The 25641-nt window shown below is 64.3% G+C and carries 25 protein-coding genes; 10 read left to right on the top strand and 15 right to left on the bottom strand.

Annotated elements, in window-relative coordinates; translation table 11 throughout:
- Positions 1-10 precede the first annotated feature (10 nt).
- From dcd to MSKU9_RS08845, 4 genes are all read right to left on the bottom strand, one after another.
- The gene (gene dcd, locus MSKU9_RS08860; protein ID WP_010508118.1) at positions 11-565 is read right to left on the bottom strand and encodes a dCTP deaminase; all 555 of its coding nucleotides are present in this window, start codon (positions 563-565) and stop codon (positions 11-13) included.
- A 96-nt stretch (positions 566-661) separates the two neighbouring features.
- A complete protein-coding gene (locus tag MSKU9_RS08855; protein ID WP_141261002.1) occupies positions 662-853 on the bottom strand; it encodes a hypothetical protein in 192 nt (63 codons plus the stop codon).
- Between the two features lie 65 nt (positions 854-918).
- Positions 919-2070, bottom strand: coding sequence for an aromatic ring-hydroxylating oxygenase subunit alpha (locus tag MSKU9_RS08850; protein WP_141261000.1), 1152 nt, complete (start codon positions 2068-2070; stop codon positions 919-921).
- A 234-nt stretch (positions 2071-2304) separates the two neighbouring features.
- Positions 2305-3534 carry a glycosyltransferase family 4 protein gene (locus MSKU9_RS08845; RefSeq protein WP_141260997.1) on the bottom strand — a complete coding sequence of 410 codons (1230 nt, stop codon included), beginning with the start codon at positions 3532-3534 and terminating at the stop codon, positions 2305-2307.
- A gap of 101 nt (positions 3535-3635) precedes the next feature.
- Between MSKU9_RS08845 and MSKU9_RS08840 the strand changes: the two genes are divergently transcribed.
- The 4 genes from MSKU9_RS08840 to infC all read left to right on the top strand — a co-directional run bounded on the left by MSKU9_RS08840 (position 3636) and on the right by infC (position 8263).
- Positions 3636-4631 (top strand): tetratricopeptide repeat protein, encoded by a 996-nt coding sequence (locus MSKU9_RS08840; RefSeq protein WP_227000978.1) that lies wholly within the window; start codon positions 3636-3638, stop codon positions 4629-4631.
- 4 nt (positions 4632-4635) lie between these two features.
- The gene (locus MSKU9_RS08835; protein ID WP_141260995.1) at positions 4636-5538 is read left to right on the top strand and encodes a glycosyltransferase family 9 protein; all 903 of its coding nucleotides are present in this window, start codon (positions 4636-4638) and stop codon (positions 5536-5538) included.
- Positions 5539-5580: 42 nt separating this feature from the next.
- Entirely contained in the window at positions 5581-7515 is a 1935-nt protein-coding gene (gene thrS / locus MSKU9_RS08830) for a threonine--tRNA ligase (RefSeq protein ID WP_141260993.1), read from the top strand.
- A gap of 226 nt (positions 7516-7741) precedes the next feature.
- Positions 7742-8263, top strand: coding sequence for a translation initiation factor IF-3 (gene infC / locus MSKU9_RS08825; protein ID WP_010508127.1), 522 nt, complete (start codon positions 7742-7744; stop codon positions 8261-8263).
- 308 nt (positions 8264-8571) lie between these two features.
- Here the strand turns inward: infC and MSKU9_RS08820 are convergent, their stop codons facing one another.
- From MSKU9_RS08820 to hrpB, 6 genes are read right to left on the bottom strand one after another with little or no spacing between them, the layout of a single operon-like run.
- Positions 8572-9336: an SIMPL domain-containing protein gene (locus tag MSKU9_RS08820; protein ID WP_141260991.1), complete on the bottom strand. Its 765-nt coding sequence runs from the start codon at positions 9334-9336 to the stop codon at positions 8572-8574.
- Complete coding sequence (locus MSKU9_RS08815) at positions 9333-9656, bottom strand: hypothetical protein (RefSeq protein WP_141260989.1); 324 nt, start codon at positions 9654-9656, stop codon at positions 9333-9335. The genes MSKU9_RS08820 and MSKU9_RS08815 overlap by 4 nt, the downstream gene beginning before the upstream one ends.
- Before the next feature lie 4 nt (positions 9657-9660).
- Positions 9661-11238 carry a sensor histidine kinase gene (locus tag MSKU9_RS08810; protein ID WP_193557668.1) on the bottom strand — a complete coding sequence of 526 codons (1578 nt, stop codon included), beginning with the start codon at positions 11236-11238 and terminating at the stop codon, positions 9661-9663.
- A gap of 30 nt (positions 11239-11268) precedes the next feature.
- Positions 11269-11949 (bottom strand): response regulator, encoded by a 681-nt coding sequence (locus MSKU9_RS08805; protein ID WP_010508133.1) that lies wholly within the window; start codon positions 11947-11949, stop codon positions 11269-11271.
- Between the two features lie 30 nt (positions 11950-11979).
- Positions 11980-13206, bottom strand: coding sequence for a S1C family serine protease (locus MSKU9_RS08800; protein WP_141260986.1), 1227 nt, complete (start codon positions 13204-13206; stop codon positions 11980-11982).
- A gap of 36 nt (positions 13207-13242) precedes the next feature.
- Positions 13243-15801, bottom strand: a complete 2559-nt coding sequence (hrpB, locus tag MSKU9_RS08795) for an ATP-dependent helicase HrpB (RefSeq protein ID WP_227002433.1) — start codon at positions 15799-15801, stop codon at positions 13243-13245.
- A gap of 91 nt (positions 15802-15892) precedes the next feature.
- Between hrpB and MSKU9_RS08790 the strand changes: the two genes are divergently transcribed.
- A complete protein-coding gene (locus MSKU9_RS08790) occupies positions 15893-18007 on the top strand; it encodes a protein-disulfide reductase DsbD family protein (protein WP_141261188.1) in 2115 nt (704 codons plus the stop codon).
- Positions 18008-18104: 97 nt separating this feature from the next.
- Here the strand turns inward: MSKU9_RS08790 and MSKU9_RS08785 are convergent, their stop codons facing one another.
- The 5 genes from MSKU9_RS08785 to MSKU9_RS08765 form a co-directional block, all read right to left on the bottom strand.
- On the bottom strand, positions 18105-19034 hold the full coding sequence (locus MSKU9_RS08785) for a hypothetical protein (protein ID WP_141260984.1): 930 nt from the start codon (positions 19032-19034) through the stop codon (positions 18105-18107).
- A gap of 96 nt (positions 19035-19130) precedes the next feature.
- Positions 19131-20111 (bottom strand): Hsp33 family molecular chaperone HslO, encoded by a 981-nt coding sequence (hslO, locus tag MSKU9_RS08780; protein WP_141260982.1) that lies wholly within the window; start codon positions 20109-20111, stop codon positions 19131-19133.
- Between the two features lie 31 nt (positions 20112-20142).
- On the bottom strand, positions 20143-20463 hold the full coding sequence (locus MSKU9_RS08775) for a hypothetical protein (protein WP_141260980.1): 321 nt from the start codon (positions 20461-20463) through the stop codon (positions 20143-20145).
- Complete coding sequence (gene argF, locus MSKU9_RS08770) at positions 20460-21446, bottom strand: ornithine carbamoyltransferase (RefSeq protein WP_141260978.1); 987 nt, start codon at positions 21444-21446, stop codon at positions 20460-20462. Before argF ends, MSKU9_RS08775 begins: the two co-directional genes overlap by 4 nt.
- Positions 21443-22648, bottom strand: a complete 1206-nt coding sequence (locus MSKU9_RS08765; RefSeq protein WP_141260976.1) for an aspartate aminotransferase family protein — start codon at positions 22646-22648, stop codon at positions 21443-21445. Before MSKU9_RS08765 ends, argF begins: the two co-directional genes overlap by 4 nt.
- A gap of 291 nt (positions 22649-22939) precedes the next feature.
- On the opposite strand from MSKU9_RS08765, the gene MSKU9_RS08760 reads away from it, so the two are divergent.
- From MSKU9_RS08760 to MSKU9_RS08740, 5 genes are all read left to right on the top strand, one after another.
- Complete coding sequence (locus MSKU9_RS08760; RefSeq protein WP_141260974.1) at positions 22940-23581, top strand: regulatory protein RecX; 642 nt, start codon at positions 22940-22942, stop codon at positions 23579-23581.
- The gene (locus tag MSKU9_RS08755) at positions 23578-24042 is read left to right on the top strand and encodes a CHAP domain-containing protein (RefSeq protein ID WP_141260972.1); all 465 of its coding nucleotides are present in this window, start codon (positions 23578-23580) and stop codon (positions 24040-24042) included. Before MSKU9_RS08760 ends, MSKU9_RS08755 begins: the two co-directional genes overlap by 4 nt.
- A gap of 135 nt (positions 24043-24177) precedes the next feature.
- Entirely contained in the window at positions 24178-24423 is a 246-nt protein-coding gene (locus MSKU9_RS08750; RefSeq protein WP_141260970.1) for a twin-arginine translocase TatA/TatE family subunit, read from the top strand.
- A 40-nt stretch (positions 24424-24463) separates the two neighbouring features.
- Complete coding sequence (locus MSKU9_RS08745) at positions 24464-25087, top strand: methylthioribulose 1-phosphate dehydratase (protein WP_193557667.1); 624 nt, start codon at positions 24464-24466, stop codon at positions 25085-25087.
- On the top strand, positions 25084-25626 hold the full coding sequence (locus tag MSKU9_RS08740; protein WP_141260966.1) for a 1,2-dihydroxy-3-keto-5-methylthiopentene dioxygenase: 543 nt from the start codon (positions 25084-25086) through the stop codon (positions 25624-25626). The genes MSKU9_RS08745 and MSKU9_RS08740 overlap by 4 nt, the downstream gene beginning before the upstream one ends.
- The last annotated feature ends 15 nt before the right edge of the window (positions 25627-25641 follow it).

Below are 25641 nucleotides of genomic sequence, written 5' to 3'. Positions count from 1 at the left end.
CTTCCTGCCCTTACATACGCGGCGGGGCGACGCCGACCTGCCCCATGTATTTGCCCTTGCGGTCGGCGTAGCTGACTTCACACGGTGATGCCCCCTGGAAGAACAGGAACTGGCAGATCCCTTCATTGGCGTAAATGCGCGCGGGCAGGGGGGTAGTGTTGCTGATCTCGATCGTGACCTGCCCTTCCCATTCCGGTTCCAGCGGGGTCACGTTCACGATGATGCCGCAGCGCGCATAGGTGGACTTGCCCAGGCAGACCACCAGCGTGTCGCGCGGTATGCGGAAATATTCGACCGTGTGCGCCAGCACGAAGCTGTGCGGCGGAATGGTGCAGCAGTCGCCCCGGCGGGTGACAAAGCTGTTTTCGGCAAAGTTCTTGGGATCGACCACCGCGTTGTCCACGTCGGTGAAAATCTTGAATTCATTGGCGACGCGCGCATCATACCCGTACGATGACAGCCCGAAGGAAATCACGCCCTCCCGGCTCTGCTTTTCCACGAAGGGTTCGATCATGCCATGGTCCGTGGCCATGCGACGAATCCACGTATCGGGCATTATTGGCATGCTGTCCCTTCCTTCGGCATCAGTGGCGCGGCACGCGGGCAACCCGTCGGCCGTTGCGCGACCACTAACGAAGTGGCCGCCCGACCGCAACCGCAATCACGCTTCGTTGCTGGATATGTCGCCGCTGCCGGGAGTAGGGGCATCGGATGCAGGGGCCGTGCGGGCACGGGTCTGCTGCTTGCGCCGGCGCAGGTTGGCGCGCAGGGCCTCGGCTTCCCGGGCGAGGCGCTGCTGGCGGGCGGCCTCGGCCCGATCGGTCAGGCGGGGTGTGTCAGGCCGTTCGGTCATAGGGTGTTTTCACGTAGCGACGGGAAGGGGAATGCCCGCCATCCATGGGGATGGCGGGCGGACAATCAGGCTGATGTGGCGGGTTCGGCCGGTGCGGGAGCAGCAGGCTGTTTCGCGTCCGTAGCGGGCGGCATGTCCTGCGGAATGCCACGACGGATAAGCAGTTCACGCAGCGCCTTGACCACGGGGAAGATTTCCACGTTGCGGTCGTAGCCAGCCTCGTTCCACGCGGCCTGTTCCAGTTCCACGATTTCCTTGTCTTCAAGGAAGATGCGGTTGGTGAACCAGCCCAGCGCGGGCCAGATCATGTCGATCAGGAACGGGGTCTGCGGGCGCAGGATGGACAGCAGGCCAAAGGACTGGGTTACGCGTTCGTCCTTGTCCACCGGCACGTAGGCGGTCCACAGATCCATGATCAGGTCACCGTCCTTGTCGGTGATGCGCAGGGTCTGGTACGGATATTCCGTGCGGATCGTCACAACTTCCTCAACGGGCTGTTCCTTGCCCTGCAGGTCCTTGTGCTTGCCAAAGATCAGGCGTTCGGCCAGCGGCTGCTGTCCCGCGCAGCGCATGAAGCTGTAACGTGCCTCGATAAAGTCCTCGCCCTTGTCCTGCCCCAGGAAACGGGCCTTGATCTGGCCCATCTGGCGGCGGTGCAGGAACTGATGGTTCATGTCCATCAGGTTTTCATGCATGAAGGTGTAGTGGCAGTTCACCCGCGGGCTGAAATGCTTGGTCTTGTATTTGGGGTTGTCCGTCTGGGCCAGCTTGGGGAAGGGGGTGCTGTCTGCCTTGTCCGGGTCGCCGGGGAAGATGAAGATCAGCCCGCCCGCTTCACGCACCGGGAAGGTACGTACGCCATTGGGCAGCTTGCCCTTGCCAAGATAGGGCACGTCGATGCAGCGGCCCGAACGGCCAAAGGCCCAGCCATGATAGCAGCAGCGCACGGTCTGGCCGTTCACGGTGCCCTTGCTCAGCGGGACCTGCCGGTGGGGGCAACGGTCATACAGCGCGAAGACGCTGCCCTCTTCGGGGCGGACCAGCACGATGGGAATGCCAGCATAGCTGACGGCCAGCGTCTTGTCGCGTTTCAGGTCGGCTGACCATGCCACCGGATACCAGAAATCCGGGTTGGAGTTGACCCGGCGCAGGTCGGGGTGGTGGGGGCCGGGTACGGGGGTGATATCGTCGGTCTGGGCGGGGGAAATCTGGTTCATGTGGTGCAGTCCCGAAGTGTTCGCGTTGAAACGGCGGGCCGCGGGTCATCCCCGTCCGCCAGAAAGAAGAATGCGCAATGGGTGAAGAATTTCAGTCGTCTTGTCGACTGTAAAACCACCCGTTGCATAAGGCCCATGCTGAATACTGGATGCTCGGCCCGGCTTTTTGGAATGCCATGAGGCAGATCAAGGTAATCCCGCACCCGATATGGCACAATTACCGCACACGTGCTGCTATCCTGCCTGTGGCAGGGCTTCATCACCCCAGCCCATGTCCGCCATGGCGGCATGGTAGAAGGTATTCGCCAACTGCGTGTGCAGCAGTTCATCATATACGGACAGGGTCGCGTACTGCATCGCCTGTGTTGAATAATGGTCGCGCACATTCTCGCGCGCGTGCCATGCCAGCCGGGTGCGTTCTTCCTGCGTCATGGTGGCGATATGGCGCATGCAGGCTGCCAGTGCCTGCACGTCATCGGGGGGGAATACGAAACCGGTCACGCCGTCATCCACCGTTTCCAGCGCCGCGCCATGGCCCGCCACGATAACGGGGCGGCCCATGGCCTGGGCCTCCACCACGACGCGGCCGAAGGGTTCGGGCCGCAGCGAGGGTACAACCACCATGTCCGCCAGCATCATGGCGGCCGGCATGTCGGCGCAGTGCCCGGCAAAACGCAGGTGCGTGGCGATTCCCCTGCGCTGGGCGAGAGTGACGAGTTCGCGGCCCAGCTTTTCGTTCGCCTCACCCACGAAAATGCACACCCAGTCCCCGTTGAAGCCCGCTGTTTCATTCATCCGCGCCAGCGCCTCGATCAGCAGCGCATGCCCCTTCCACGGGGTCACGCGCGCGGGCAGCATGATGACGGTGGCGCCGTCGGGGATGTTCCACAGGTTGATCAGGTTCTGCACCCGGTTGCCGCGCACGCCCTGCGGGTCGAAGCGCAGCATGTCTGCCCCGCGCGGGATCAGGCGCAGGCGATCGTCGTCCACCCTGTATTCCTCACGCAGGCGGTTTTCGATGTAGCGGCTTATGGCAATAACCCGGTTGCCGGACGCCAGCACGCTGTTGTACCGCCGCTTGCCCGGCAGGTTGGCGGCGTGCACGCCATGCCATGTAGTGACCAGCGGTATCTTCAGCCGCCTGCATGCCAGGGAGGCCGCCCATGCAGGCGCGCGCGAACGCGCATGGACCAGATTGACACCGAATTCCCGGATGACATGGCGCAGGCGGGCCGCGTTGCGCATGATGGAAAGGGGATTCTTCGCTTTCAGGTCCATCTCGACCGGAATGGCCCCGATGTATTTCAGGCGCGGGACAAGGCGTCCGCCCGCACTGGCCACGATGGCCGTGCCACCGCCCTGGACGATGGCACGCGCCATTTCCAGCGTGCCATGTTCTATCCCGCCGGATTCGAGGGCTGGCAGGGCCTGCAGGATGACAGGTCGGTCGCTCACGGTTTGCATCACCCTTCCCCATATCATGATCGTATCGGAACTGCACGGGTCGGTGGCGAATGGGGGGCTGGCCCTTGACCTTCTTGGCGGGCAGGCCGACGAATGCGGTAATGAGAGTCTTTGCGTGCCTGCCTGTATCCCCCTTTTCCCTGCCGGAGGGGTGTCCCGTTCGTCCCGCCATTGCGCCGGTCCGGCCCGCCCGCCGGGTGCGGGTGGGATGCCGGGGCATCATGGCGGCTGGTGTCGTGATTGTGGGGGCATGCCTGCTGCTGGCGGTCAACGTCGCGTGGAATGGCCGTGTATGGGCGGCTGATGCGCCACGGGCCGCCGCCCCGACACCTGTCCCCACCGTGCCGGAGCATGAGGGGGCCGGGCATGAGGCATGGAGCTTCGCCCGCTGCACCGCCACCGTGTCCGATGATCCCGATGGCGCGCGTGATTATGCCGAGGACTGGCTGAACCATGGCGGTGGCCTGGAGGCCCAGCAGTGCGAAGCCCTTGCGCGCATCGAACTGGGGGATGTGGCGACGGCGGCGGCATCGCTGGACCGTCTGGCGCATGTGCCCGGCTGGCCCGTGGGGGACTCGGCCCATGCGGGCATGCAGCCTGATACCCCGCAGTCCCTGCGCCGCCGCGCGGCCGTCGCTGAACAGGCAGCGCGGGCATGGCAGGCGGATGACAGCCCGAAACAGGCATTTGATAGCGCGACCTATGGCCTGATGCTGGAACCGGATGACGTGCCGCTACGTCTGGTCTACGCGCGGGTCGCGGTTGAACTGGATCAGCCCCAGAGGGCGATCGATACCCTGACACCGCTGCCATCCGTTCCGGCGGAACGTGATGAGGCACTGGTCGCGCGCGCGGCTGCATGGCGCCGGATGGGCCGGATCGAACAGGCCATGACCGATATCAACGCGGCCCTGAAGGACATGCCCCGCAATGGCGCGGCACTGCTGGAACGCGGTATCCTGTACCAGCGCGAGGGCCAGATGGCGCAGGCGCGCGCCGACTGGCAGGATGTCGTGACGCTGGCCCCGGATTCGGATGAGGCCGATCTGGCGCGTCAGGATCTGTCGCTGCTTGAAACCGACCCCGAGGCACCCTGAACCCATGGCCCGCATTCTGGTTATCCGGCTGGGCGCGCTGGGCGATTTCATCCAGTCCTTCGCGCCGTTCGCGGCCATTCGCGCCCATTATGTGCATGATACGGTCGACCTGCTGACGCAGGCGCCCTTTGCCGAGCTTGCACGGCATGCACCGTGGTTCGACCATGTGCATGTCGACCGCAGGCCGCCATGGCGTGACCTGCCCGCGGTCATGGCGCTGCGCCGGCTGCTGCGGTCGTATGACTTTATTTATGACCTGCAGACATCTGGCCGCAGCACGCGCTATTTTCACCTGTCGGGCATGAAGGCATGGTCGGGAATCGCTCGCGGCGCGCAGGCGGTGCATGACAGCCCGCAGCGGCGCATCATGCATACCCGTGCGCGCCAGCGTGACCAGTTGCGCCGCGCGGGAATCGACAGCCTGCCGGTGCCCGACCTGTCGTGGCTTATGCACGATGGTCCTGTTTTGCCCGCGCCCTATGGCGTGCTGGTGCCGGGGGCGGCGGCGCATCGCCCGGCCAAGCGCTGGCCTGTGGAACGCTACGCCGCCCTTGCGCGGCACATGCATGCGCAAGGGCTGTCGCCCGTTATCGTGGGGGGCAGGGGGGAAGGCACGCTTGCCGCCACCATCCGCGACACCTGCCCTGTTGCGGTGGACCTGACGGGGCGGACATCGCTGCTGGAACTGGGTGGCGTGATGGCGCGGGCAGCATGCGCTGTGGGAAACGACACCGGCCCCATGCATCTTGCGGCGGCTCTTGGCGTGCCCAGCACCGTGCTGTTTTCAGCCGACAGCAACCCTGCCCTGACCGCGCCCGTGGGCCAGTATGCGGGGCAGGTGCGGATCATTTATGTACATGATCTGGCTACTCTGCGCGTTGACAGGGTTGCGGCAACGCTCGCCTGACGCCATTACAGCGGAATATCTTCTTACCGGAGCAATGAAACCATGCCTGCCATAACCCTGCCTGACGGATCCGTTCGCCGCTTTGACGGGGCAGTGACGGGCACTACCGTGGCGCAATCCATCGGTGCCGGACTGGCCCGTGCCGCCCTCGCCATGGAAGTGGATGGCAGGCTTATGGATATTGGTCGCGAGATCGATCATGACGCCAGGGTCCGCTTTGTCACGCGCAAGGACCCCGAGGCGCTGGAAATGATCCGTCATGATGCCGCCCATGTGCTGGCCGAAGCGGTGCAGTCGCTGTTTCCCGGAACCCAGGTCACGATCGGCCCATCGATCGAAAACGGATTCTATTACGATTTCTATCGCAACGAACCGTTCAGGCCGGAAGATTTCGCCGCGATCGAAAAGCGCATGGGTGAAATCGTGGCCGCGAACGAGCCTTTCGTGCGTGAGACATGGCCGCGTGAGAAGGCCATCGAATTCTTTGAAAACAAGGGTGAACGCTTCAAGGCCGAACTGATCCGTGATCTGCCCGAAGATGAGGAAATATCGATCTACCGTCAGGGTGAATGGCTGGATCTGTGCCGTGGGCCGCACCTGCGCGGCACGGCGGATGTGGGCAATGCCTTCAAGCTTATGAAAGTGGCAGGGGCCTACTGGCGCGGCGATCACCGCAACCCCATGCTGACGCGCATCTATGGCACGGCATGGCGCGACCGCAAGGAGCTGGAGGCGCACCTGCACCAGCTTGAGGAAGCCGAGCGCCGCGACCACCGCCGCATCGGGCGCGAGATGGATCTGTTCCACATTCAGGAAGAAGCCGTGGGTCAGATCTTCTGGCACCCCAAGGGCTGGCGCCTGTATTCGGTGCTGCAGGACTATATGCGCCGCGCGCAGAACGGTAACGGCTATCAGGAAGTGCGCACGCCGCAGCTTGTGGACCGCGCCCTGTGGGAAGCGTCCGGGCACTGGGACAAGTACCGCGAGCACATGTTCATCGCCACAGTCGAGGACGAGGACAAGACCCTTGCCCTGAAGCCGATGAACTGCCCGTGCCATGTGCAGATCTTCCGCCACGGGCTGCGGTCCTACCGTGAACTGCCGCTGCGCATGGCTGAATTCGGTGCCTGCCACCGTTACGAACCGTCTGGCGCGCTGCACGGTATCATGCGCGTGCGCGGCTTCACGCAGGATGATGCGCATATTTTCTGCACCGAAGACCAGATCGCCGATGAAACCGCGCGTTTCGTGCGCATGCTGGCTGATGTGTATCAGGATCTCGGGTTCGAGCATTTCCGCGTGAAATTCGCCGACCGTCCCGAACAGCGCGCCGGTGATGATGCGACATGGGACCGCGCGGAAAACGCGCTGAAAGTCGCGTGTGACATGGCGGGTGTCACGTATGAGCACAATCCCGGCGAGGGCGCGTTTTATGGCCCCAAGCTGGAATTCGTGCTGCGTGACGCCATTGGGCGTGACTGGCAGTGCGGCACGCTGCAGGTCGATTACGTGCTGCCCGAACGGCTGGATGCATCCTATGTGGGTGAGGACAGCGCGCGGCATCGTCCCGTCATGCTGCACCGGGCGATTCTGGGATCGTTCGAGCGATTCCTTGGCATCCTGATAGAACAGCATGCGGGCCGTTTCCCGCTATGGCTTGCGCCGGTGCAGGTGGTGGTGGCGTCCATCGTGACCGATGCGGCGGATTATGCCCAACATGTGACCGACAGCCTGCGCAAGGCGGGTCTGGTGGTGGAAGCCGACCTGCGGAATGAAAAGATCAACGCCAAGATTCGCGAACACAGCCTTGCGCGCGTGCCGGTCATTTTAGTGGTTGGCCGCAAGGAAGCGGAGGAAAATACCGTCGCCCTGCGTCGTCTTGGCGGCAAGGCGCAGGAAGTCCTGCCGCTGGAAGAAGCGGTGTCCGCCCTTGCATATGAAGCCCTGCCACCCGATATCCGCAGGGCACGCGGCTGATCCATCTGGTTCCGTGCCACGATTGCATGGCTGTTTTCGCAGGTACGGGACAAGACAGTACTTGATCTGGGACGCGTCTTTGCGTCACATATCTTTCCATAATGTAAGGTCATGCCTTGCCTGTGCGTTTTCCATGGTTTCAGCCACGGACGCGCGGGTATGCGGGATGGCCTTATCTGCCGTTTGAATGAAACAGTTACAGGAGCTGACCATAGCCAGACCCCCGATGCCCACTCCGCCAAATCGAGAGGGCCCCCGTGTCAATGAAGAGATCCGCGTACCGCAGGTCCGTCTGATCGACGAAGAAGGCGAGATGCTGGGCATCATGTCCACGCGTGATGCGCTGGCCCGTGCCTATTCTGTTGGCCTTGACCTTCTGGAAATCAGCCCGAACGCCGAGCCGCCCGTGGCGAAGGTCCTTGATTACGGGAAGTTCAAGTACGAACAGCAGAAGAAGCGCAACGAAGCGCGCAAGAAGCAGAAAGTCATTGAAATCAAGGAAGTCAAGGTTCGTCCGAATATTGACGAAAATGACTATCAGGTGAAAATGCGTGCGATGAAGACCTTCATCGGCGAAGGCGACAAGGTGAAGGTCACCCTGCGTTTCCGTGGCCGTGAAATGGCGCATCAGGATCTGGGTGTGAAGGTTCTGGAGCGTATCCGCGCAGAAATGGATGAGGTCGCCAAGGTTGAGCATATGCCCAAGCTTGAAAACCGCCAGATGATCATGGTGCTGGCCCCGCGCTAGGCGCAGTGTCACTGTTCGCATCATGAAAAAGGCCCGGTGGGATTATTCCACCGGGCCTTTTTCGTCTGTCCTGCATATGAGGAAACAGGAACGGCGGACAGATCCTGCCCCTTATCCACCGTCGTGCGGTATGTATGGGGGATATCGGTCAATCCGTTCTGCATGGTTTTGGGCATGACAGAAAGATTCGGTCCGTTAACTCATTAATATGGAAAAGGTTCTGGGTGCCGCCTTTTTTCAGGAAGGCGGCGTTCTTGGAAGCTTTTTGAAAAAAGCTTCACCAGAAACTTTCCATTATTGGCGGGCTTTTATCCGGCGGGCTTCAGGATCAGCGTGGCGCGGACGGTTGCCGTGACATCCTGCAGGCCGGTCGGCGCTTCCGGGGCGGGCATGTCCATGCTGGCGGCGCGGGCCATCATCATCATGGGCATCGGACGCGGCATGTTCTGGTCTTCCAGCGTCACGCTGCGGATGGAGGCGATAGTCAGCTTCAGCGTGGATGCTGCCGCCTGGGCACGCTGCTGCATGTCCTGCAGGGCCAGCGTTTCGGCCCCGCGGGTCAGTTCCATCCGCTTTTCGCGTGACAGGGACCAGTCCAGCCGCGTCAGGGCCAGATTATCGGCCTGTAACTGACCCACCAGTGGCAGCAGGACCTTGCCATCCGTGGCGGTCAGACGGATGCTCTGGCGTGCCACCCACTGCGGTCTGCGGTTCTGGTGCGCGTCACCATCATCATGATGCACGAAATACGACTCGGCATTCAGGGTCAGTCCCGTTACATGGGCACTGGCCGCCGTGACCTTGCCCACCAGCGCGTTGACCTGCGCCTGTGCGCTGGCGGCCGTATCGGCCCGCGCTTCGGCCAGGAAGGTGGCGGTCAGTTCATCCGGCTGGGCCTGCACCGTGCCGGATGCGGACAGTTCCAGTTCTGTTGCATTGGGGGGAAGTGCGTTGTTCGCGGGCTGGGTCTGGGCCATGCTACCTGCCGGGTGCAGTGTTGCCGCCGCCAGCATGCCGGGCAGGGCTATACGCAGGCTGTGACGGGCAAGGGTCGTGAAAGCTGGAAAAGTCATGAATGCGTAGTCTCCTTCAGTTCGACCAACGCACGACGCAGCCGCACGATGCCAGAACGGATTCGCCCTGCGCGGCACATGTCTTCGCCCTGCGTGCGCAGGCTGTCTACATCCTGCGGCAGGGCCGGGCCATAGGCGTCGATAATGTTCAGCAGCCGGTTGCAGTAAGCCTTGGTGTCACTGGTAATGATCACGGGCTTTTCCGATCCATCCCGTGCGGCGATTACGTCCGCCCCGGTGTCTGCCCCGGCCGGGGCCGCGCCACACAGGCAGAAACTCATCACAACAATGGCAGGCGCCATGGCGGGGTGCATGTTCATGGCGTTACTCTACGCTACTGTTCATGTCATGCTGATGGGGGAAAGGTGACCTTTCCGTCATGCCTGATATGTGTGGGGGAGATGGAAAATCCTCCTCGCTTTTCGAAATCGCGCAGGCGGCGATCGGCAGCGCCAGCGAAACCGTAAGTCCGGGGTTATGCGCCGACAGGTGCATCCGCCCCCCATGCAGTTGCACGATGGCCCGCACCATGGACAGCCCCAGCCCCGAACCGGGGGTGTTGCGTGCCTTTTCCGCGCGGAAAAAACGTTCCGTGGCGCGGGCCATGTCGGCCTCGCTCATGCCCACGCCTTCATCACTGACACACAGGTCCAGCATCCCTTCGCCCGTGGGGCCGATAACGCGGCCGGGTGCCAGTTCGCGCACCTGCGCGCGCAGGTGGACGGTGCCACCGGGGGGCGAGAACTTGATGGCGTTGTCCAGCATGTTGGCCACGGCCTGCTGGACCAGCGAACGGTCACCGTAAAAGCTCAGGCTGTCGGGCAGGTCCAGCGCCAGCCTGATGTCATGATCTTCCGCCACGGCTTCATACAGGTCGGCAACATCGCGCAGGACCGGCACCAGATCGAATGTCATGAAGGCGGATCGGCGGGCGCCGGCCTCGATCTGGGCAATGCGCAGCAGGGCCTCGAACACGGCGGTTACGTTGTCCAGATTACCGACCGCGCGTTCGATCGCATCGCGCAGTTCCGCGTCCGATTTCGCGTGCAGGGCCGCATCTTCCAGCTGGGTGCGCGCGCGGGCGATGGGGGTGCGCAGGTCATGGGCGATGGAATTGGATACCTGACGCACGCCATCCATCAGGCGCACGATCCGGTCCAGCATTTCGTTGATGGCTTCGGCCACCTGATCCATTTCATCGCCATTGCCAACCAGTGGCATGCGGCGGCTCAGGTCGCCATGGGCGATGGCCGAGGTCGTGCGGGCCACGGTCTTGACCATGCGGCGGAAAATGCCATGCACCAGCACCGCCCCGCTGACAGCCAGCAGCGTGACCATGACCCATGCCCATAACAGCGAATCGGTCAGCAGGTGGCGCAGGATGCCGCGCGCGCGCACGTCACGTCCCACCAGCAGGCGATAGCCGCTGTCCAGTTGTCCCGCGGTATGGCTCTGCGCCGTGCCAGGCAGGCGGTAGGCATGCAGTTCCGCCATCCCACGCAGTCCCGCCCGCGTATCAGGCAGGGAATACCAGCGGTCCGTGTACTGCACTTTCGCAGGCCATGCCGAGACATTGCCCGTCAGGTAATTTCCCTGTGGGTCGATGACGAGATAGATCGCATCGTCATCCAGGTTCTGTTCCAGCCTGTCCTCGATGGTCAGGGCCAGCGTGGGCAGGCCCCCCATTATCCACCGTTCGGCCAGGGCGTGGGCGTCGGCGTTGATGGCGGTTTCCACCTGGCGTTCCAGAAACCCGATCGTGCCCCACCACATGAAGGACATGAACAGGATGGAGGACAGGGCGAACATCATGCCATACGCCAGCGAAAACCGCAGGCTGGCCGATCGCCATGCCCGCCAGCGTGACGGGCGGGGCATGGCGCGGGGAAAACCGGTGGGCATCAGTGTCCCGCCCACAGGCAGGAATGGGGCCTATTCGGCACGCAGCATGTATCCAGCGTTGCGGATGGTGTGGATCAGCGGCGTGCCGAACGGCTTGTCCACCTTCTGTCGCAGGCGCGAGACATGAACGTCGATCACGTTGGTCTGCGGGTCGAAATGGTAGTCCCATACGCCTTCCAGCAGCATGGTGCGGGTCACGACCTGCCCCGCGTGGCGGGTCAGGTATTCCAGCAGGCGGAATTCACGCGGCTGCAGGTCGATCTTCTGGCCTGCGCGGCGTACAGTGCGCGACAGCAGGTCGATTTCCAGGTCGGCCAGTTCCAGCTTGGTCTGGGGGGCCGTTTCCGTCCGGCCACGCCGGCCCAGGGCCTCGACACGGGCCAGCAGCTCGCTGAAGGCAAATGGCTTGGTGACATAATCATCGCCCCCCGCCTTCAGCCCCTGCACGCGGTCATCCACATCCGCCAGCGCCGACAGCAGCAGCACGGGGGTCGTGTTGTTCTGCGCGCGTATGGTTTCCAGCAGGCGCACGCCATCAATGCCGCCGGGCAGCATGCGGTCGAGTATGATCAGGTCAAATTTCTCGCTTACGGCCATGAACAGGCCGTCCTTGCCGTTATCGGTCAGTTCGACCAGATGCCCGGCTTCCTTCAGGCCCTTGGCCACGAAGTTGCGGACGGTGGGGTCATCTTCAACAACAAGAATATGCACGTTGCCTCACGTCGTTTGGGGCGGGATCAGTCAGTCTTCCATGTCCTCGTCGGGGCGGTGGCCGACACAGGCTGGCAGGCTTAACGCCTCGTGGTGGCGGCGGATGTGCAGCACCACGGTTGATTGGGGTCTTTTTGCCGCGATCGAGCGGATCAGCATGCGTGACGTATCGATCGGTTCATCGTTCACGGCGGTAATGACATCCCCTATATGCAGGTGCGCCTTCATGGCCGGTCCATTCCGGTCGATGCCGACAATCTGCACGCCGTCATGTCCCGTTCCGTCCGTCAGTGTAACACCCAGCCACCCCCGGTCGATATGGCCATTACGGCGCAGTTCTTCCACAATAGGTGCCACGATTTCCGACGGAAGGCCAAATCCGATACCCACCGACCCGCCGGTGGGGGAGACAATGGCCGTATTTACCGCCACCACCTGCCCGCCAAGGTTGAAGGACGGCCCGCCGGAATTGCCGGGATTGATCGGGGCGTCGATCTGGAAGAAATCATCAAACGGGCTGGTGCCGATATCGCGTCCGCGCGCAGACACGATGCCCGCGGTAACGGATGACCCCAGCCCGAACGGGTTGCCTGCCGCCATGATCCAGTCCCCGATATTGACCAGACGGCTGTCCCCCCATGGCACGAAGGGCATGGGATGGGGTGCATGGATCTGGATGACCGCGATATCCGTCAGGTCGTCGCTGCCAACCAGATGGGCGGGGAATTCCGTGCCATCGGCCAGTGACACGGTAATCAGGTCGGCCCCGCCCACTACATGCGCGTTGGTTACGATCACGCCCCCGGGGTCGATCAGGAAGCCCGAGCCGGCCCCCAGCATTTCCTCCCCATGTGCGCGCATGCGCTCGCGGAATTTGTGTTCAAACGGTGTGCCCTTGACGCTGGGGGGCAGGGGCTGGCGGCTGCCGGTGGTGGTGTGGCTGTCCTGCGCCACCGCGATATTGACCACGGCCGGTCCCACCTGGCGCACCAGCGGGGCGAAGGTCAGCGGTCCGGTCGAGACCACCGGCGGCACGGGTGGTGCGAACAGGGAAGGATTGGGTGACACGGCGGGTGAGGGCGTAATCTCCCCGGCGTACGCCACTGTTGCCATTCCGCCCGGTCCGGGCAGGCCCAGCAGCAGCATCGGTAACAGCCGGAAAGCCGGACGACAGACCATGGCAATCCGTTTCATGCAGGGCGGGGCGAAGGAATGTTCATGATGCCCCATGTTATCTGAAAAAAGCGGCAATGCCATGGCTGCATGACAACATCGACGTAAATGCATGCGGTTTTATGGTGTGCGCCGTGGTCCTGGCGGCGGTGGACTGGTCGTGGCGGGATTTTCAGGCCAGTCATGGCGGGGATAACGACCGCGCATGTCACGGCGCATATCCGCCCATGAACCGGCCCAGAATCCGGCCAGGTCGGCGGTGATGGCCTGTGGCCTGCCCGCAGGCGACAGCAGGGCGATACGCAGGTCCACCCGGCCACCGGCAATGCAGGGTGTCTGTGTCACACCATAGAAAGTCTGCGCCCGTGCCGCCGCCACCGGCACGGGTTGCAGGTAGTCGATCGCGGCCCGCCCGCCCGGCAGGTCCAGATGGGTGGGCAGCATGCGATCCAGCCATTTCAGCGTGGCATGGTCCATCGTGGCGCGCAGCATGCCCAGCAGGTCCATTTCCGCCAGCGCCGACAGGCGGTTCACCCCCGCAAGCCATGGGGCCAGCCAGCTTTCTGTTGCCTGGGCCAGCGCCTCATCCGACAGGTCGGGCAGGTCCGGACGGTCCAGACGGGTGCGTGCCAGTTCCACGCGGGCCTGCAACTGCCGGCAGGCGTCGCCCCATGTAAATGTCGCGGCCAGGTTCTGCGCCGCCTGCGCGCATAACAGCGCACGGACTTCATCGGCACCTGCGGTCACGGTGCGGTCACGCAGCACAAGGTTGCCCAGGCGCAGCCTGCGCCGCGCCAGCACGTTGCCCGTTGTCGTATCCAGCGTGGTTTCAACCTGTTCACGTGCCCGCGCCAGCAGGCTGGCAGGCAGCGCATCACGGTCCAGCGGGACGGCAAGACAGATCTCGGCGGCCTTGCGCACATGCATTCCCGCCACCGCCAGCAGGGAACATCGCGCCAGTTCATCCGTCTTGGACAGGCGTGCGCTGCCACCGCCAGCAAGGCGGAAAGACCCTGCATCCCCACGGGACTGCGCCACCCGGTCGGGGAAGGCTGCGGCAATCAGGGCGGCGGGGTCACCACTTGCGGGAATGTCACGTCCCAGCCCCAGCCGCCTGCGATACTGCCGGGCGGCATGGCGGATGCGCGACAGCGCCGCGCGGTCTGCATCGGGATGGTCGCCACCGGCCAGCAGATCCAGACGCAGGCGGATATCCGCAGGGGCCACGGGTGGCGCGCCCCGGCTGCCACCGGCGGGGCGACGGGGACGTAGCGGGTCGCGTTCCTCCAGCAGGGCGGCGATATCGGCGGCCATGGCGCGCTCGGCAGGCGTGCGCGCGGTCAGCATCATGGCGGCAAGGCGGGGATGGGCGCCAAGGACGGCCATGCGCGTGCCCTCCCGCGTGATCCGGGCATCATCATCCAGCGCGCCCAGCGCCTGCAGCAGGCTGCGCCCGGCCTCGAACGCGCCATTGGGGGGCGTGTCGGGAAAGGGCAGGTCGGCGGGCGCCGTGCCCATCGCATCCTGCCATGCCGCCGCATCCAGCCGCAGGCCGGTCAGTTCGGCCTCCATCATTTCGGGCTGATCATGGGGTGGCATGGCGCGGGTGGTCATTTCCGTCCACAGCCGTATGGCGACACCGGGGGCGACACGTCCCGCGCGGCCCGCGCGCTGGCTGGCCGCAGCCCGCGAAATCCGCACCGTATCGAGTCGCGTAAGCCCCGTGCCCACATCCAGCCGGGGTACGCGGCGGAACCCCCCATCCACCACAATGCGCACGCCCGGCACGGTCAGGGAGGTTTCGGCAATGGAGGTGGACAGGATCACCCGCCTGCGCCCGTCGGGGCGGGGGGTAAGGGCGCGATCCTGCTCGGCGGGGGGGAGTTCACCATATAATGGCAGGATATCCGCCGCGATTCCGTCCAGCAGGCCACGTGTGCGGTGGATTTCGGCCACACCGGGCAGGAAGGCCAGCACATCGCCGGGGGCCTGTGTGATGGCGGTGCGAATGGCGGCGGCCATCGCGTCAGGCAGGTCGCGGCGGTGGACAAGGTCGCGGGTGGCGTGGCGGATTTCCACCGGAAACATCCGGCCTTCGCTTTCCACCAGTTCGGCATTCATGCGCTGCGCCAGCGCCGCGCCATCCATGGTGGCGGACATGGCGACCAGCCTTAGCTCGGGCCGCAGGCTGCGTTGCAGGTCCAGGCAGAAGGCGAGGGCTGCGTCCGCATCAACCGAACGTTCGTGGATTTCGTCAAAAATGACGCATGCCACCCCATCCAGTGTGGGATCGGACAGCAGGCGGCGCACAAGCAGACCTTCGGTAATGACCTCTATGCGCGTGCGTTCCGACGTCGCACCATCCAGCCGGGTGCGGTAGCCCACCAGACCGCCCGGCTGTTCATCCATAAGCTCCGACATGCGCGTGGCGGCCGCACGGGTGGCCAGCCTGCGTGGCTCCAGCATCACGATCCGCCCGTCCCCCCGCCACGGGGCATCCAGCAGCGCAAGCGGAACCAGCGTGGTCTTGCCCGCACCCGGTGGTGCGACCAGAACGGCGTTGGACGTGCGCGCCAGCGCGGCCTGCAGCGGTGGCAGGGCTGCGGCGACAGGCAGTGCGTTGCCGTTTTCGGACAGAAGGGTGTTGAGACGGTTTTGCAAGGTGGGGTCTAAGGCCATATCCTGATCTTATGGCGTCCGGCATGGTGGTGGGGCAATCCTTGGCATGGTACACCGGTGCGTTTTTCCTTTACCCGGTTCTTGCGGAGTACTGTCCGTGCCCTTTCTGTGGCTTGTGTCCATCCTGTCCCTGCTGGTGAGCATCCTGCCCACGGCGCGTGCCGCACAGAGTGATGCCGTGATTTCCCCCCGGGCCACCGTAACCCTGGTCACGGATGACGATACTTACATGCCCGGCAGGCCCCTGCATGTGGGGCTGCGCCTGCGGCTTGCGCCGGGGTGGCATACCTACTGGCTCAATCCCGGTGACGCGGGAGATGCGCCGACGCTGGATGTGCGGGCGACAGGCGGGGCAACAGGACAGGCCGGTACCATTGAATGGCCCACGCCACGCGTGCTGCATGACGGGCCGCTGACGTCCTATGCCTATACCGGCGATGTGCTGCTGCCGGTCATGCTGTCCCCGGTGGCCGGGGCAGGGGATGGACCGGTCACACTCAGTGCAAAGGCGGAGTGGCTGGTCTGCGCCGAAGTCTGCGTGCCGGAAAATGGCAGCTTTACCCTGACCCTGCCACGCGGCGATGTACGCCCTTCGGCGGAGGCCGCGGCCTTCGCACGTGCTGCCGCTGACAGGCCGGTGCCGTCGCCCTTTGCCGCCCGCGTCTCGCCTGCTGGTGTCCTGCAACTGGACGGGCGTGGACTGTCACCGGATGCGGTGAAGGATGCGTGGTTTATGCCCGAAGTGGCGGGCGCGATCGATCAGGACGCGCCGCAGGCTGTCACCGTGCGTGACGGGGTCGTGCAACTGGTGCTGAAACCGGGGCCGGTCTTCCATGACGGGGCGGCCCTGTCCGGTATCGTGGTGCTGCGTGATCCCATGGGGCGGGAACGCGGTTTGTCGGTCCTGCCGGTGGTGGGCGAAGTGCGCACGCTCGTGTCGCCGTCCGTGGAAGCCCCCCCCCCCGACGGGATCGTGCATGTCGGCTGGTTGGTGGGTATGGCGTTTGTGGGGGGAATGATCCTGAACCTCATGCCCTGCGTGTTTCCGGTGCTGGCGATGAAGGTACTGTCGCTGGAACGCATGGCGCGTGGCGAACGCAGGGCGGCGCTTGCCGGGGCCGGGGCCTATGCGGCGGGGGTGGTCGGGTCGTTTGTTGTATTGGGGGGGGCGATTGCCGCCCTGCGCGTGGCGGGCCAGCAGGCGGGATGGGGGTTCCAGTTCCAGTCCACCGGCTTTGTCATCGCGATCTGCCTGCTGCTGTTTGCCGTCGCCCTGAACCTGCTGGGTTTCTTTACCATCGGCCTGCGACTCATGGGACTGGGGAATGGGTTGCCTGCACATGCGGGGGATTTCCTGACCGGAGTGCTGGCGGTTGTCCTCGCTTCGCCCTGTACCGCGCCGTTCATGGGGGCGGCGGTGGCGGGTGCGCTGGCGGCACCGCCGGTGGTGGGGCTGCTGGTTTTCGTGTCCCTTGGGTGCGGGCTTGCGGCCCCTTACCTGTTGCTGGCGTGCATGCCGGGGCTTCTGGGCTGGCTGCCACAGCCGGGGCGGTGGATGGAAACCGTGCGCAACCTGCTGGCCCTGCCGGTGCTGGGCACATGCGTGTGGCTGGCATGGGTGGCGAAGCTGGAAGGTGGCATGGATGCGCTGGGCCTGCTGGCCGCAGGGCTGGTTCTGGTGCTGGTGGGGTGCTGGTGCCTGCGCCGTGCCAGCATGATGGACCTGCGTGATGCCATGGAAGGCCGCGCGGGGCTGTATCGTGCCATGGCGATCCTTCTGCTGCTGGTGGCGTTCGTGGGGGGCGGTGTGCTGCCACCCGCCAGCGTGCATGACCGCAGCCGGGGGACCGACCGGGTGACGGATGGCAGTTCCGCCTTTTCCCCCACCCGCCTGGCGGAACTGCGTCGGCAGGGCCGTCCGGTATTCGTGGACATGACGGCGGCATGGTGCATTTCATGTCTGGTCAATGAACGCGTGGCCCTGTCCACCCATGCGGTGCAGGATGCCTTTGCCCGGCGCGGGATCGTTTACATGAAAGGCGACTGGACCCTGCGGGATGCGGCTATTACCGCCTTCCTGCATGAGCATGGACGCGATGGTGTACCGTTTTACATTTATTATCCAGCCCACGGGCCGGAGGTGATCCTGCCTGAAATCCTGACACCCGGCCTTGTCATTCGTATGACCGCGCCGGAAGAGAAATAAGCATAAAGGTTTCTGGTGAAGCTTTTTTCAAAAAGCTCCGGAAGAATACCGCCTTTTTGAAAAAAAAAGGCGGTACCAAAAACTGGGAATGGAAAGATCAGTCGGTGCTGCCCGGCAGCGTCAGGTTCCCCGGTGGAGGGGAACGCAATTGCGGCTTGGCCGCCGGTGTCGCGCTGTCTCCGTCATCGGATGGATAGCCGGTGGGGAAGATGGCGTCCGGTCCCTCATTCGCGGGTTTGGGGGTGGCCTGCGCCGGGGCGGACGTGGAAGGTGCCGCGGCCGGAAGATCGGTCGGTCCGCCGCCAATGGTCATTGTGCTGGTGTCCGGGGTGGTGGGGGTGGCCTGTGTGGTCGGGGCGGGCTGAGACTCTTCGGTTCCATCCAGAGGCTGTGCGACGATGCCGCCGGGCACCTGTCCCTGTCCGGTGACCAGCCAGTTGCCCAGATTGTTGCGGATCTGGTTCTCCAGCTCTTTGTTCATGTCCACCAGCATCATGTTGGTGAGCGTGTTCAGGTTTTCCGGCGTGTCGCTGTTACCGTGCTTGCGCTTCGGGTCATAGGACCGGGTTACCTGGGCTACGGCATAGCCCGTCCGGCGGCCATCGGCCGAAGTCACGTCCAGATGCACGTTCAGTTGCCCGTCCAGTATGCCGCCGGGTTCATGCAGGATGGAGGCCCGGTCGATGGTGAACACACCCTCGCCCCCGCTACCGGCGGCAATCAGCCGGTCATGTGCCATCTGCTTGAGAAGCTGGTCAGGCGGATTGGGCGCACGGCCTGACAGGTCGCCCGGTACCAGCCCCGGCTGCCCCCGGTCCACGATCGAGATGGACGCCACATTCAGGTTCAGCGGCTGGGCATCGCCATATTGCGGTCCCTCGAACGTGGTGGGGGCGTCATTATGATGGCTGCGGCTGTAGGCAGGACCGCACAGCGGCAGCGTCAGGAACGGCAGGCTGGCCACAAGCGCCATGCGCAGGCTGCGGTGCAGGGCAGGGGCGAAAAGCGGCGAACGGTTCGGTCGCATGGATTATATCCCGGTAACGGCAGGCGCTGGCAGCGCAGTAGGTCAGGCTGGCAAGCGTGCCACGTTACGCGCTGGTGGAACAGGGGCAGGGCAGCGTCAGGCCGCCTGGCCGCCGATCTCATCACGCTGGAAGTGGAAGCTGTGGTTGCAGAACGAACAGTTCATGGTGATCGTGCCGTCCTGTGCCATATGGTCCAGGTCATCCAGCGGGAAGGTCTCCAGAATACCCGACAGGCGGGCACGCGAACAGCGGCAGCCAAACGCCAGCGCGCGCGGCTGTCCCGGGATCAGTCCTTCGGCATGAAACAGGCGGTACAGCAGGTCCCCCGATGACAGGTTGTCATCCAGCACCTCACGCGCCGTCAGCGTCGTGGCCAGGGTGACGGCGGTTTCCCATGCATCATCACCTTCTTCGGTCGTGATGTCGTTGTCCACGCCGCCATCCATGGCGATCTTTTCCATCACCAGCGCACCCGAGCGCCAGCCAGCGGGCGTCTTTTCACAGAACAGCCTGACCCAGCAGGCATGCTGTTCACTGGTGGCGAAGTAATGCGCGGCCATTTCCGACAGGCTTTCACCATTCATCTCGACAATACCCTGATGGATGTCGGTGTCTGGCCCCTGATCGACGCTGAACGCAATGTAGCCCTTGCCCAGCAGCTGGCTTGCGGTCGGGTCGGGGATGGTTTTCAGCAGTTCGGCCACCTGTTCATCATCCGAACGGGCATGGAAACGCAGCGCGCCGGAATCGGTGCAGTCGGCCAGCAGCAGGCTGACCGGGCCATCGCCCTTGGCCTGCAGGGAAAATGATCCCTTGAACTTCAGGGACGACGCAAGGGCCGCGACCAGCGCCAGCGCTTCCCCCGCCAGCCGCAGCACGGCGTCGGGATTGTCATGGCGGGTCAGCAGCGTGTCGGTCAGCACGCCGGGGCGGACAAGGCGACCGCGCACCGGTCGGTGGTCCAGATAGAATGGCACCACACCCTGCGGCACGACCAGATCGGGCGTGTCAGGACGGCTGGCGTCGAGAAAGGCGGGGGAGGAATGATTGGCAGTCATGGCAGAAACCCGCAGCATCACGCACCCCGTTGCCGGGGGGCGTGGGTCATCAGAGATTGGCGGTAATGTCCGCCTCCAGCGCGGCGAGGCGCTGGTCGAGGTCTTTCAGCTGGCCCGCAGGCAGCAGGCCGTCCGTTTCCAGCGCGGTCATGGCGCGCAGGCGGCAGCGGTCATGCTCCATATCCAGGTCTTCCGTGCGGCCAGCGCCGGCAATGCAGTCCAGATAGGCATCACGCACCGCATCAATGCGGGTGTCACGGGTGGGCAGGGCGGCAAAGATGTCGCGCACGCTTTTTTCCGCCCAGCCGGGGACTTCCGGCGTATCTTCGGTAGCGGAGGGCAGGGCGGGCTGTTCGGCCGGTCCGGTCATGCCGTGGGTTCCTTTCCATATTGCTGCCAGTCTTCGCCACACAGCGCCCAGACAAGGATGCCCTTCTGCGCATGCAGGCGATTTTCGGCCTCATCGAACACGACGGAATGCGGGCCTTCGAACACGTCTTCCGTCACCTCTTCCCCGATATGGGCAGGCAGGCAGTGCAGGAAAAGGGCATCGGGTGCCGCATGCGCCATTAAGGCTGCATCGACACGGTATGGCTCGAACGCGCTGATGCGCTGTGCCGATTCCTTGTCGGACATGCTGACCCATGTATCGGTAATGACCGCATCTGCCCCCCTGACCGCCGCCAGGGGGTCGGTTGTGACTGTAATCTGCGCCCCATGTTCGCGCGCCCACGCCACGGCAGCACCTGACGGCGCATGCGTCGCGGGGGTTGCCAGACGCAGGTGGAAGCCGAACAGGGCCGCCGCCTCGATGAAGGATGTGGCGACGTTGTTGCCATCGCCCACCCATGCCAGCGTGCGTCCCCGGATCGGGCCGCGATGTTCCTCGAACGTCATGATGTCGGCCATGATCTGCACCGGATGCGAATCCGGCGTCAGGCCGTTGATGACGGGAACGCTGCTCCACCGCGCAAGCTCGCGCAGGTTTTCCGTCCTGCCGGTGCGCAGCACGATGGCGTCAACAAAACGCGACAGCACGCGGGCGGTATCGGCAATGCTTTCCCCCCGGCCCAGCTGCATGTCGGCCGGCGACAGCAGGATCACGTTTCCGCCCAGCTGCTGCATTCCCACTTCGAACGAGACGCGGGTACGCGTGGACGGTTTGGACAGCATAAGGCCAAGCGCGCGTCCATGTACCGGCAGGGCCGGGTGCAGCGGGCGGGCGCGATGGCGCTGCATGCGCTTGATCCCGGCCGCGACATCCAGGATCGCGCGCAGGGTGGCAGCGTCAAGGTCACGCAGGTCAAGGAAATGGCGCGGGGTTACGTGGATGGGGTTCTGCAGCGCATTCATGCCACGTTCTCCGGCTTGGCGGCGGCGACATGGGCGCGCACCCGCTGGGCCGCGCGGTCCAGCATGGACAGGGCATCCACGCAATCGGCCTCGGTCACGGTCAGGGGCGGCAGCATGCGCAGCACGTTGTCCCCCGCCGTGACACTCAGCATGCCTTCAAGGATGGCGGCATTCTGCACCAGCGCCACATCGGCCTTGCATTTCAGGCCGATCAGCAGCCCAAGCCCGCGGCGGCCCGCAAAAACATCGGGATAGGCCGCGCACAGCCGGTCAATGCCCGCATCCAGCTGTGCGGCACGTGCGCGCACGCCTTCGAGGAAACCGGGGGCGAGCAGGATGTCCAGCACCGCATTCGCCGCCGCACATGCCAGCGGGCTGCCGCCAAAGGTCGTGCCATGGCTGCCTGGCGTCATGTGCTTCGCTATGGTTTCGGTGGTCAGTACCGCCCCCATGGGGAAACCGCCGGCAATACCCTTGGCGGTGGACAGGATGTCCGGGGTTATGTCCGACCATTCATACGCGAACAGGCGGCCGGTGCGGCCCATGCCGCACTGGACTTCATCCACGCCCAGAAACAGGCCGAATTCATCGCACACCGCGCGTAATTCCTGCATGAAGCGCGGGGTGGCGACATGGATGCCGCTTTCTCCCTGCACCGGCTCGATCATGATACCGGCCGTCTCCGCCCCGATGGCGTCGCGCACGGCGTTCATGTTGTTGAGCGGTACATGGTCAAATCCCTCCACCCGCGGGCCGAACCCGTCGAGGTACTTTGGATTGCCCGTGGCCGACAGCGTCGCCAGCGTACGCCCGTGGAACGCGCCGTTGAAGCAGATGATGCGCGTGCGTTCGGGGTGACCGGACCTGGCCTGCGCACGGCGGATCATCTTGATCATGCCTTCGTTGGCTTCCGCGCCGGAATTGCAGAAGAACGTGCTGTCGGCAAAGGAGTTGGCCACCAGCCGTTCCGCCAGCCGCTCGGCCTGTGGTACGCGGTACAGGTTGGACACATGCATCACGCGCTGCGCCTGCTGTGTGATGGCACCGACAAGGTGGGGGTTGTTGTGTCCGACCGAGGATGTGGCGATGCCGGACCCGAAATCGAGGAATCGTCGCCCGTCCACCGTGTACAGCCAGGCACCTTCGCCGCGCTCGAAAGCGAGGTCGGCGCGATTGTAATTCGGCATCAGGGCGGAAATCATGGAACAGCCTTGTGATTTCAGGTCAAAGAAAAAGGATCGGGGTTCAGAAACGAAAACGGCCCACCGCCATGGGGGTGGGCATATTCCGTTTTCCGATTTCTCCGGCTACTACGGGGTGGCGCCCCAACGCGCCGTCCTGTCTCCGTATGTCAATCCGGAAAGAAGGAAGAATATGGCCCGCCTGTGCGAAATGCAACCTTCGCGCCATTTCCGCCCCCGATACGGCCATGGCAGCCATACATCCGTGCATAGTGATGGGCGCGGGCGCATGGCTGTGGCACAGTAAGGACTATGGTGGCCCGTCCTTCCCGTTCCGAACCCCGACCGCTTGCCCCCGTGCCGGATGCAGCCCGGCTGCGTGAGGCGGCTCTTGCCTATCTTGCGCGCTTTTCCGCGACCCGCATGGGCGTGGAACGGATGCTTGCGCGTCATATCGACCGCTGGGTACGTCGCGCGGTCAGCAGCGGCATGGATGCAGATGAGGCAGCCCGCGCCGTGCTGCCCGCGCGCGGCGCCATTGCCGGTATCGTGACCGACATGGAGGGGCTGGGCGCTGTGGATGACGCCCGCTTTTCCGAATTCCGCGCCCGCTCCCTTACCCGCGCGGGCCGGTCGCGGCGCATGGTCGCCGCCCATCTGGGCGCGCGCGGCGTGGATGAGGCCACGGTGGGCCACGCGGTGGAGGAAGCCCTTGGCCCCCGTGACGGGGAAGGGCGGGATACCGAACTGGCCGCCGCCCTTGTCTTTGCCCGCAAGCGGCGCGCCGGTCCCTTCGTCCGGCCCGATGCGGATGAAGTCGAGGCGGATAAACGTTACCGCCGTGCGATGGACGCCATGGCGCGGGCAGGTTTTGGCCATGATACGGCGCGCAGGGCGCTGGACATGGAGCTGGAGGAGGCGGAGGACAGGATCATGCGCATGAGGATGGCATGAAGGGCGTGCTGGGGCGGATTGCAGCCGTGGGCGGCCTGCTGTCGCTTGCGGCCTGCGCAGGTGGCGGCAGTGGACATGGCTGGCACGGGGCGGTGCAGTGCGCACCCTATGCAAGGCAGGTTACGCATGTGCAGCTGAGTGGGGCGGCCGCGTCATGGTGGGGGCAGGCGCAGGGCCATTACCCGCGCACCCATGCGCCAAGATCGGGGGCGGTGCTGGTGTTCCGCGCCACGGGCCGCCTGCCCGACGGGCATGTATCCGTCGTGCGTTCGGTACGCAGCCCGCGTGAGGTGCTGGTGGACCAGGCCAACTGGGTGCCCGGACGCATCGGCCGGGGTGAGCCGGTGATCGACGTGTCGGCCCGCAATGACTGGTCGCGGGTGAAGGTATGGTGGTCCCCCATTCACGACATGGGCAAAACCGTCTATCCTGCTTACGGGTTTATCCTGCCGGCGGGCTGACCGGTATTGTGGCGGGGGGGCTTGCATATCACCGGTTCTCCCCTCACATAGGCGGGGAAGGGCAGGCCGCCGCCATATGGGATGGCGGATGGACAATACGGTATTTTGCGTCATGGACGCGGATCGAGGGATGCGATGGGTAGCTTGAGCTGGGGACATTGGCTGATCGTGCTGGCGGTGGTGCTGGTGCTGTTTGGCGGCGGTGGCAAGATCAGTTCGCTCATGGGTGACATGGCGCGCGGGATCAAGTCGTTCAAGAAGAACATGGCGGACGACACGCCGGAAGAGCCGGTGCCGACCGGCCATATCCAGGGGCCGGGCAAGGAAAAGGACGCGTCCTTTTCCGAAGCACCGCAGCATTCGGCCAATAACGTAAAATGATGATGGACCGTGCGCCGGCGGCGCACGGGTGGGCGGCGTAATGGATAAAGCAGTGTTTCCGGCTGGTGCGTACTGCCGCGCGGTGGAACAGGTCATCGCGGCGGGACAGCGCATGGACCGCTTTGGCTGGGTGCCGGCCACGGCTGGCAATATCAGCATCCGCCTGCCCGACGGCAATCTGGCCATCACGCGCTCGGGCGGCCACAAGGGCATGCTGGGGGTGGATGGGGTCATATGCGTTGATGCGACGGGCAGGCCCCTGACCACAGGCGACCGGCCCAGTGCGGAAACCCTGCTGCATTGCCAGATCTATGCCCATGACCCACATGCGGGTGCGGTGCTGCATGGCCATTCCGTGGCCTCCACCGTGCTGTCGCGACTGGGTGGGGATGCGCTGGTGCTGGACGGGTATGAAGTCCAGAAGGTGTTTGCGGGCCAGAGCACCCACGCGGCACAGGTGCGCGTGCCCATATTCGACAATGACCAGGACATTGCCCGCCTGTCCGGTGTCGTGGCCCCGCATCTGGATGGCATGTGCGCAGGCTACATCATTCGTGGTCACGGGGTGTATGTGTGGGGCGCGGACATGGATACCGCGCTGGCCCGGCTGGAAGGCCTGGAATTCCTGCTTGCCTGCGAACTGGAAGAAAGAAAGATCCGATGAGCAGCCTGAACGTCTATGCCGATAACAATCCCGGCACGCCCATCATCCATCTGACCGACCCGAAGCGGATCGCCTCCGAACTGGCGGCGATCAATGTGCGCTTCGAACGCTGGGACAGTCCCGTCGTTCCCGTGCGCACCGCATCCGAAACCGAGGTACTGGATGCCTACCGTCCCTATCTTGACCAGCTGATGGGCGAGACGGGCGCCGGCTCAGCCGATGTGCTGCGGGTCGGCCCCGAAACACAGGGCTGGGCGCAGGCGCGCAGCAAATACCTGTCCGAACACGTCCATAGTGAAGACGAGGTCCGCTTTTTCGTCCATGGGCAGGGGGATTTCATCCTGCATGTGGGCGGGCGCGTGTATGACGTGCGCTGCACGGCGGGTGACCTGATTTCAGTACCCGCCGGTATTCCCCACTGGTTTGATGGGGGGGAGACGCCGGATTTCGTGACCCTGCGCATATTCACCAACCCCGATGGGTGGATCGCGCAATATACTGGCAGTGACATCGCGGCCCGCTTCCCCGTTGAAGCCTGATCCGCACTGAGGGAG

The sequence above is a fragment of the Komagataeibacter diospyri genome, from assembly GCF_006538165.1.
In the GTDB taxonomy this organism is placed as follows: domain Bacteria; phylum Pseudomonadota; class Alphaproteobacteria; order Acetobacterales; family Acetobacteraceae; genus Komagataeibacter; species Komagataeibacter diospyri.
The sequence above is the reverse complement of the archived record's forward strand: the minus strand, read 5'-3'. Positions and strand labels throughout refer to the sequence as shown.

What these genes read in the sequence shown, in the direction of transcription:
- dcd (WP_010508118.1), bottom strand. Translation starts at nt 565, where the DNA reads ATGCCAATAATGCCCGATACGTGGATTCGTCGCATGGCCACGGACCAT.
- MSKU9_RS08855 (WP_141261002.1), bottom strand. Translation starts at nt 853, where the DNA reads ATGACCGAACGGCCTGACACACCCCGCCTGACCGATCGGGCCGAGGCC.
- MSKU9_RS08850 (WP_141261000.1), bottom strand. Translation starts at nt 2,070, where the DNA reads ATGAACCAGATTTCCCCCGCCCAGACCGACGATATCACCCCCGTACCC.
- MSKU9_RS08845 (WP_141260997.1), bottom strand. Translation starts at nt 3,534, where the DNA reads ATGCAAACCGTGAGCGACCGACCTGTCATCCTGCAGGCCCTGCCAGCC.
- MSKU9_RS08840 (WP_227000978.1), top strand. Translation starts at nt 3,636, where the DNA reads ATGAGAGTCTTTGCGTGCCTGCCTGTATCCCCCTTTTCCCTGCCGGAG.
- MSKU9_RS08835 (WP_141260995.1), top strand. Translation starts at nt 4,636, where the DNA reads ATGGCCCGCATTCTGGTTATCCGGCTGGGCGCGCTGGGCGATTTCATC.
- thrS (WP_141260993.1), top strand. Translation starts at nt 5,581, where the DNA reads ATGCCTGCCATAACCCTGCCTGACGGATCCGTTCGCCGCTTTGACGGG.
- infC (WP_010508127.1), top strand. Translation starts at nt 7,742, where the DNA reads ATGCCCACTCCGCCAAATCGAGAGGGCCCCCGTGTCAATGAAGAGATC.
- MSKU9_RS08820 (WP_141260991.1), bottom strand. Translation starts at nt 9,336, where the DNA reads ATGACTTTTCCAGCTTTCACGACCCTTGCCCGTCACAGCCTGCGTATA.
- MSKU9_RS08815 (WP_141260989.1), bottom strand. Translation starts at nt 9,656, where the DNA reads ATGAACATGCACCCCGCCATGGCGCCTGCCATTGTTGTGATGAGTTTC.
- MSKU9_RS08810 (WP_193557668.1), bottom strand. Translation starts at nt 11,238, where the DNA reads ATGCCCACCGGTTTTCCCCGCGCCATGCCCCGCCCGTCACGCTGGCGG.
- MSKU9_RS08800 (WP_141260986.1), bottom strand. Translation starts at nt 13,206, where the DNA reads ATGGCATTGCCGCTTTTTTCAGATAACATGGGGCATCATGAACATTCC.
- hrpB (WP_227002433.1), bottom strand. Translation starts at nt 15,801, where the DNA reads ATGGCCTTAGACCCCACCTTGCAAAACCGTCTCAACACCCTTCTGTCC.
- MSKU9_RS08785 (WP_141260984.1), bottom strand. Translation starts at nt 19,034, where the DNA reads ATGCGACCGAACCGTTCGCCGCTTTTCGCCCCTGCCCTGCACCGCAGC.
- hslO (WP_141260982.1), bottom strand. Translation starts at nt 20,111, where the DNA reads ATGCTGCGGGTTTCTGCCATGACTGCCAATCATTCCTCCCCCGCCTTT.
- MSKU9_RS08775 (WP_141260980.1), bottom strand. Translation starts at nt 20,463, where the DNA reads ATGACCGGACCGGCCGAACAGCCCGCCCTGCCCTCCGCTACCGAAGAT.
- argF (WP_141260978.1), bottom strand. Translation starts at nt 21,446, where the DNA reads ATGAATGCGCTGCAGAACCCCATCCACGTAACCCCGCGCCATTTCCTT.
- MSKU9_RS08765 (WP_141260976.1), bottom strand. Translation starts at nt 22,648, where the DNA reads ATGATTTCCGCCCTGATGCCGAATTACAATCGCGCCGACCTCGCTTTC.
- MSKU9_RS08760 (WP_141260974.1), top strand. Translation starts at nt 22,940, where the DNA reads ATGGTGGCCCGTCCTTCCCGTTCCGAACCCCGACCGCTTGCCCCCGTG.
- MSKU9_RS08755 (WP_141260972.1), top strand. Translation starts at nt 23,578, where the DNA reads ATGAAGGGCGTGCTGGGGCGGATTGCAGCCGTGGGCGGCCTGCTGTCG.
- MSKU9_RS08750 (WP_141260970.1), top strand. Translation starts at nt 24,178, where the DNA reads ATGGGTAGCTTGAGCTGGGGACATTGGCTGATCGTGCTGGCGGTGGTG.
- MSKU9_RS08745 (WP_193557667.1), top strand. Translation starts at nt 24,464, where the DNA reads ATGGATAAAGCAGTGTTTCCGGCTGGTGCGTACTGCCGCGCGGTGGAA.
- MSKU9_RS08740 (WP_141260966.1), top strand. Translation starts at nt 25,084, where the DNA reads ATGAGCAGCCTGAACGTCTATGCCGATAACAATCCCGGCACGCCCATC.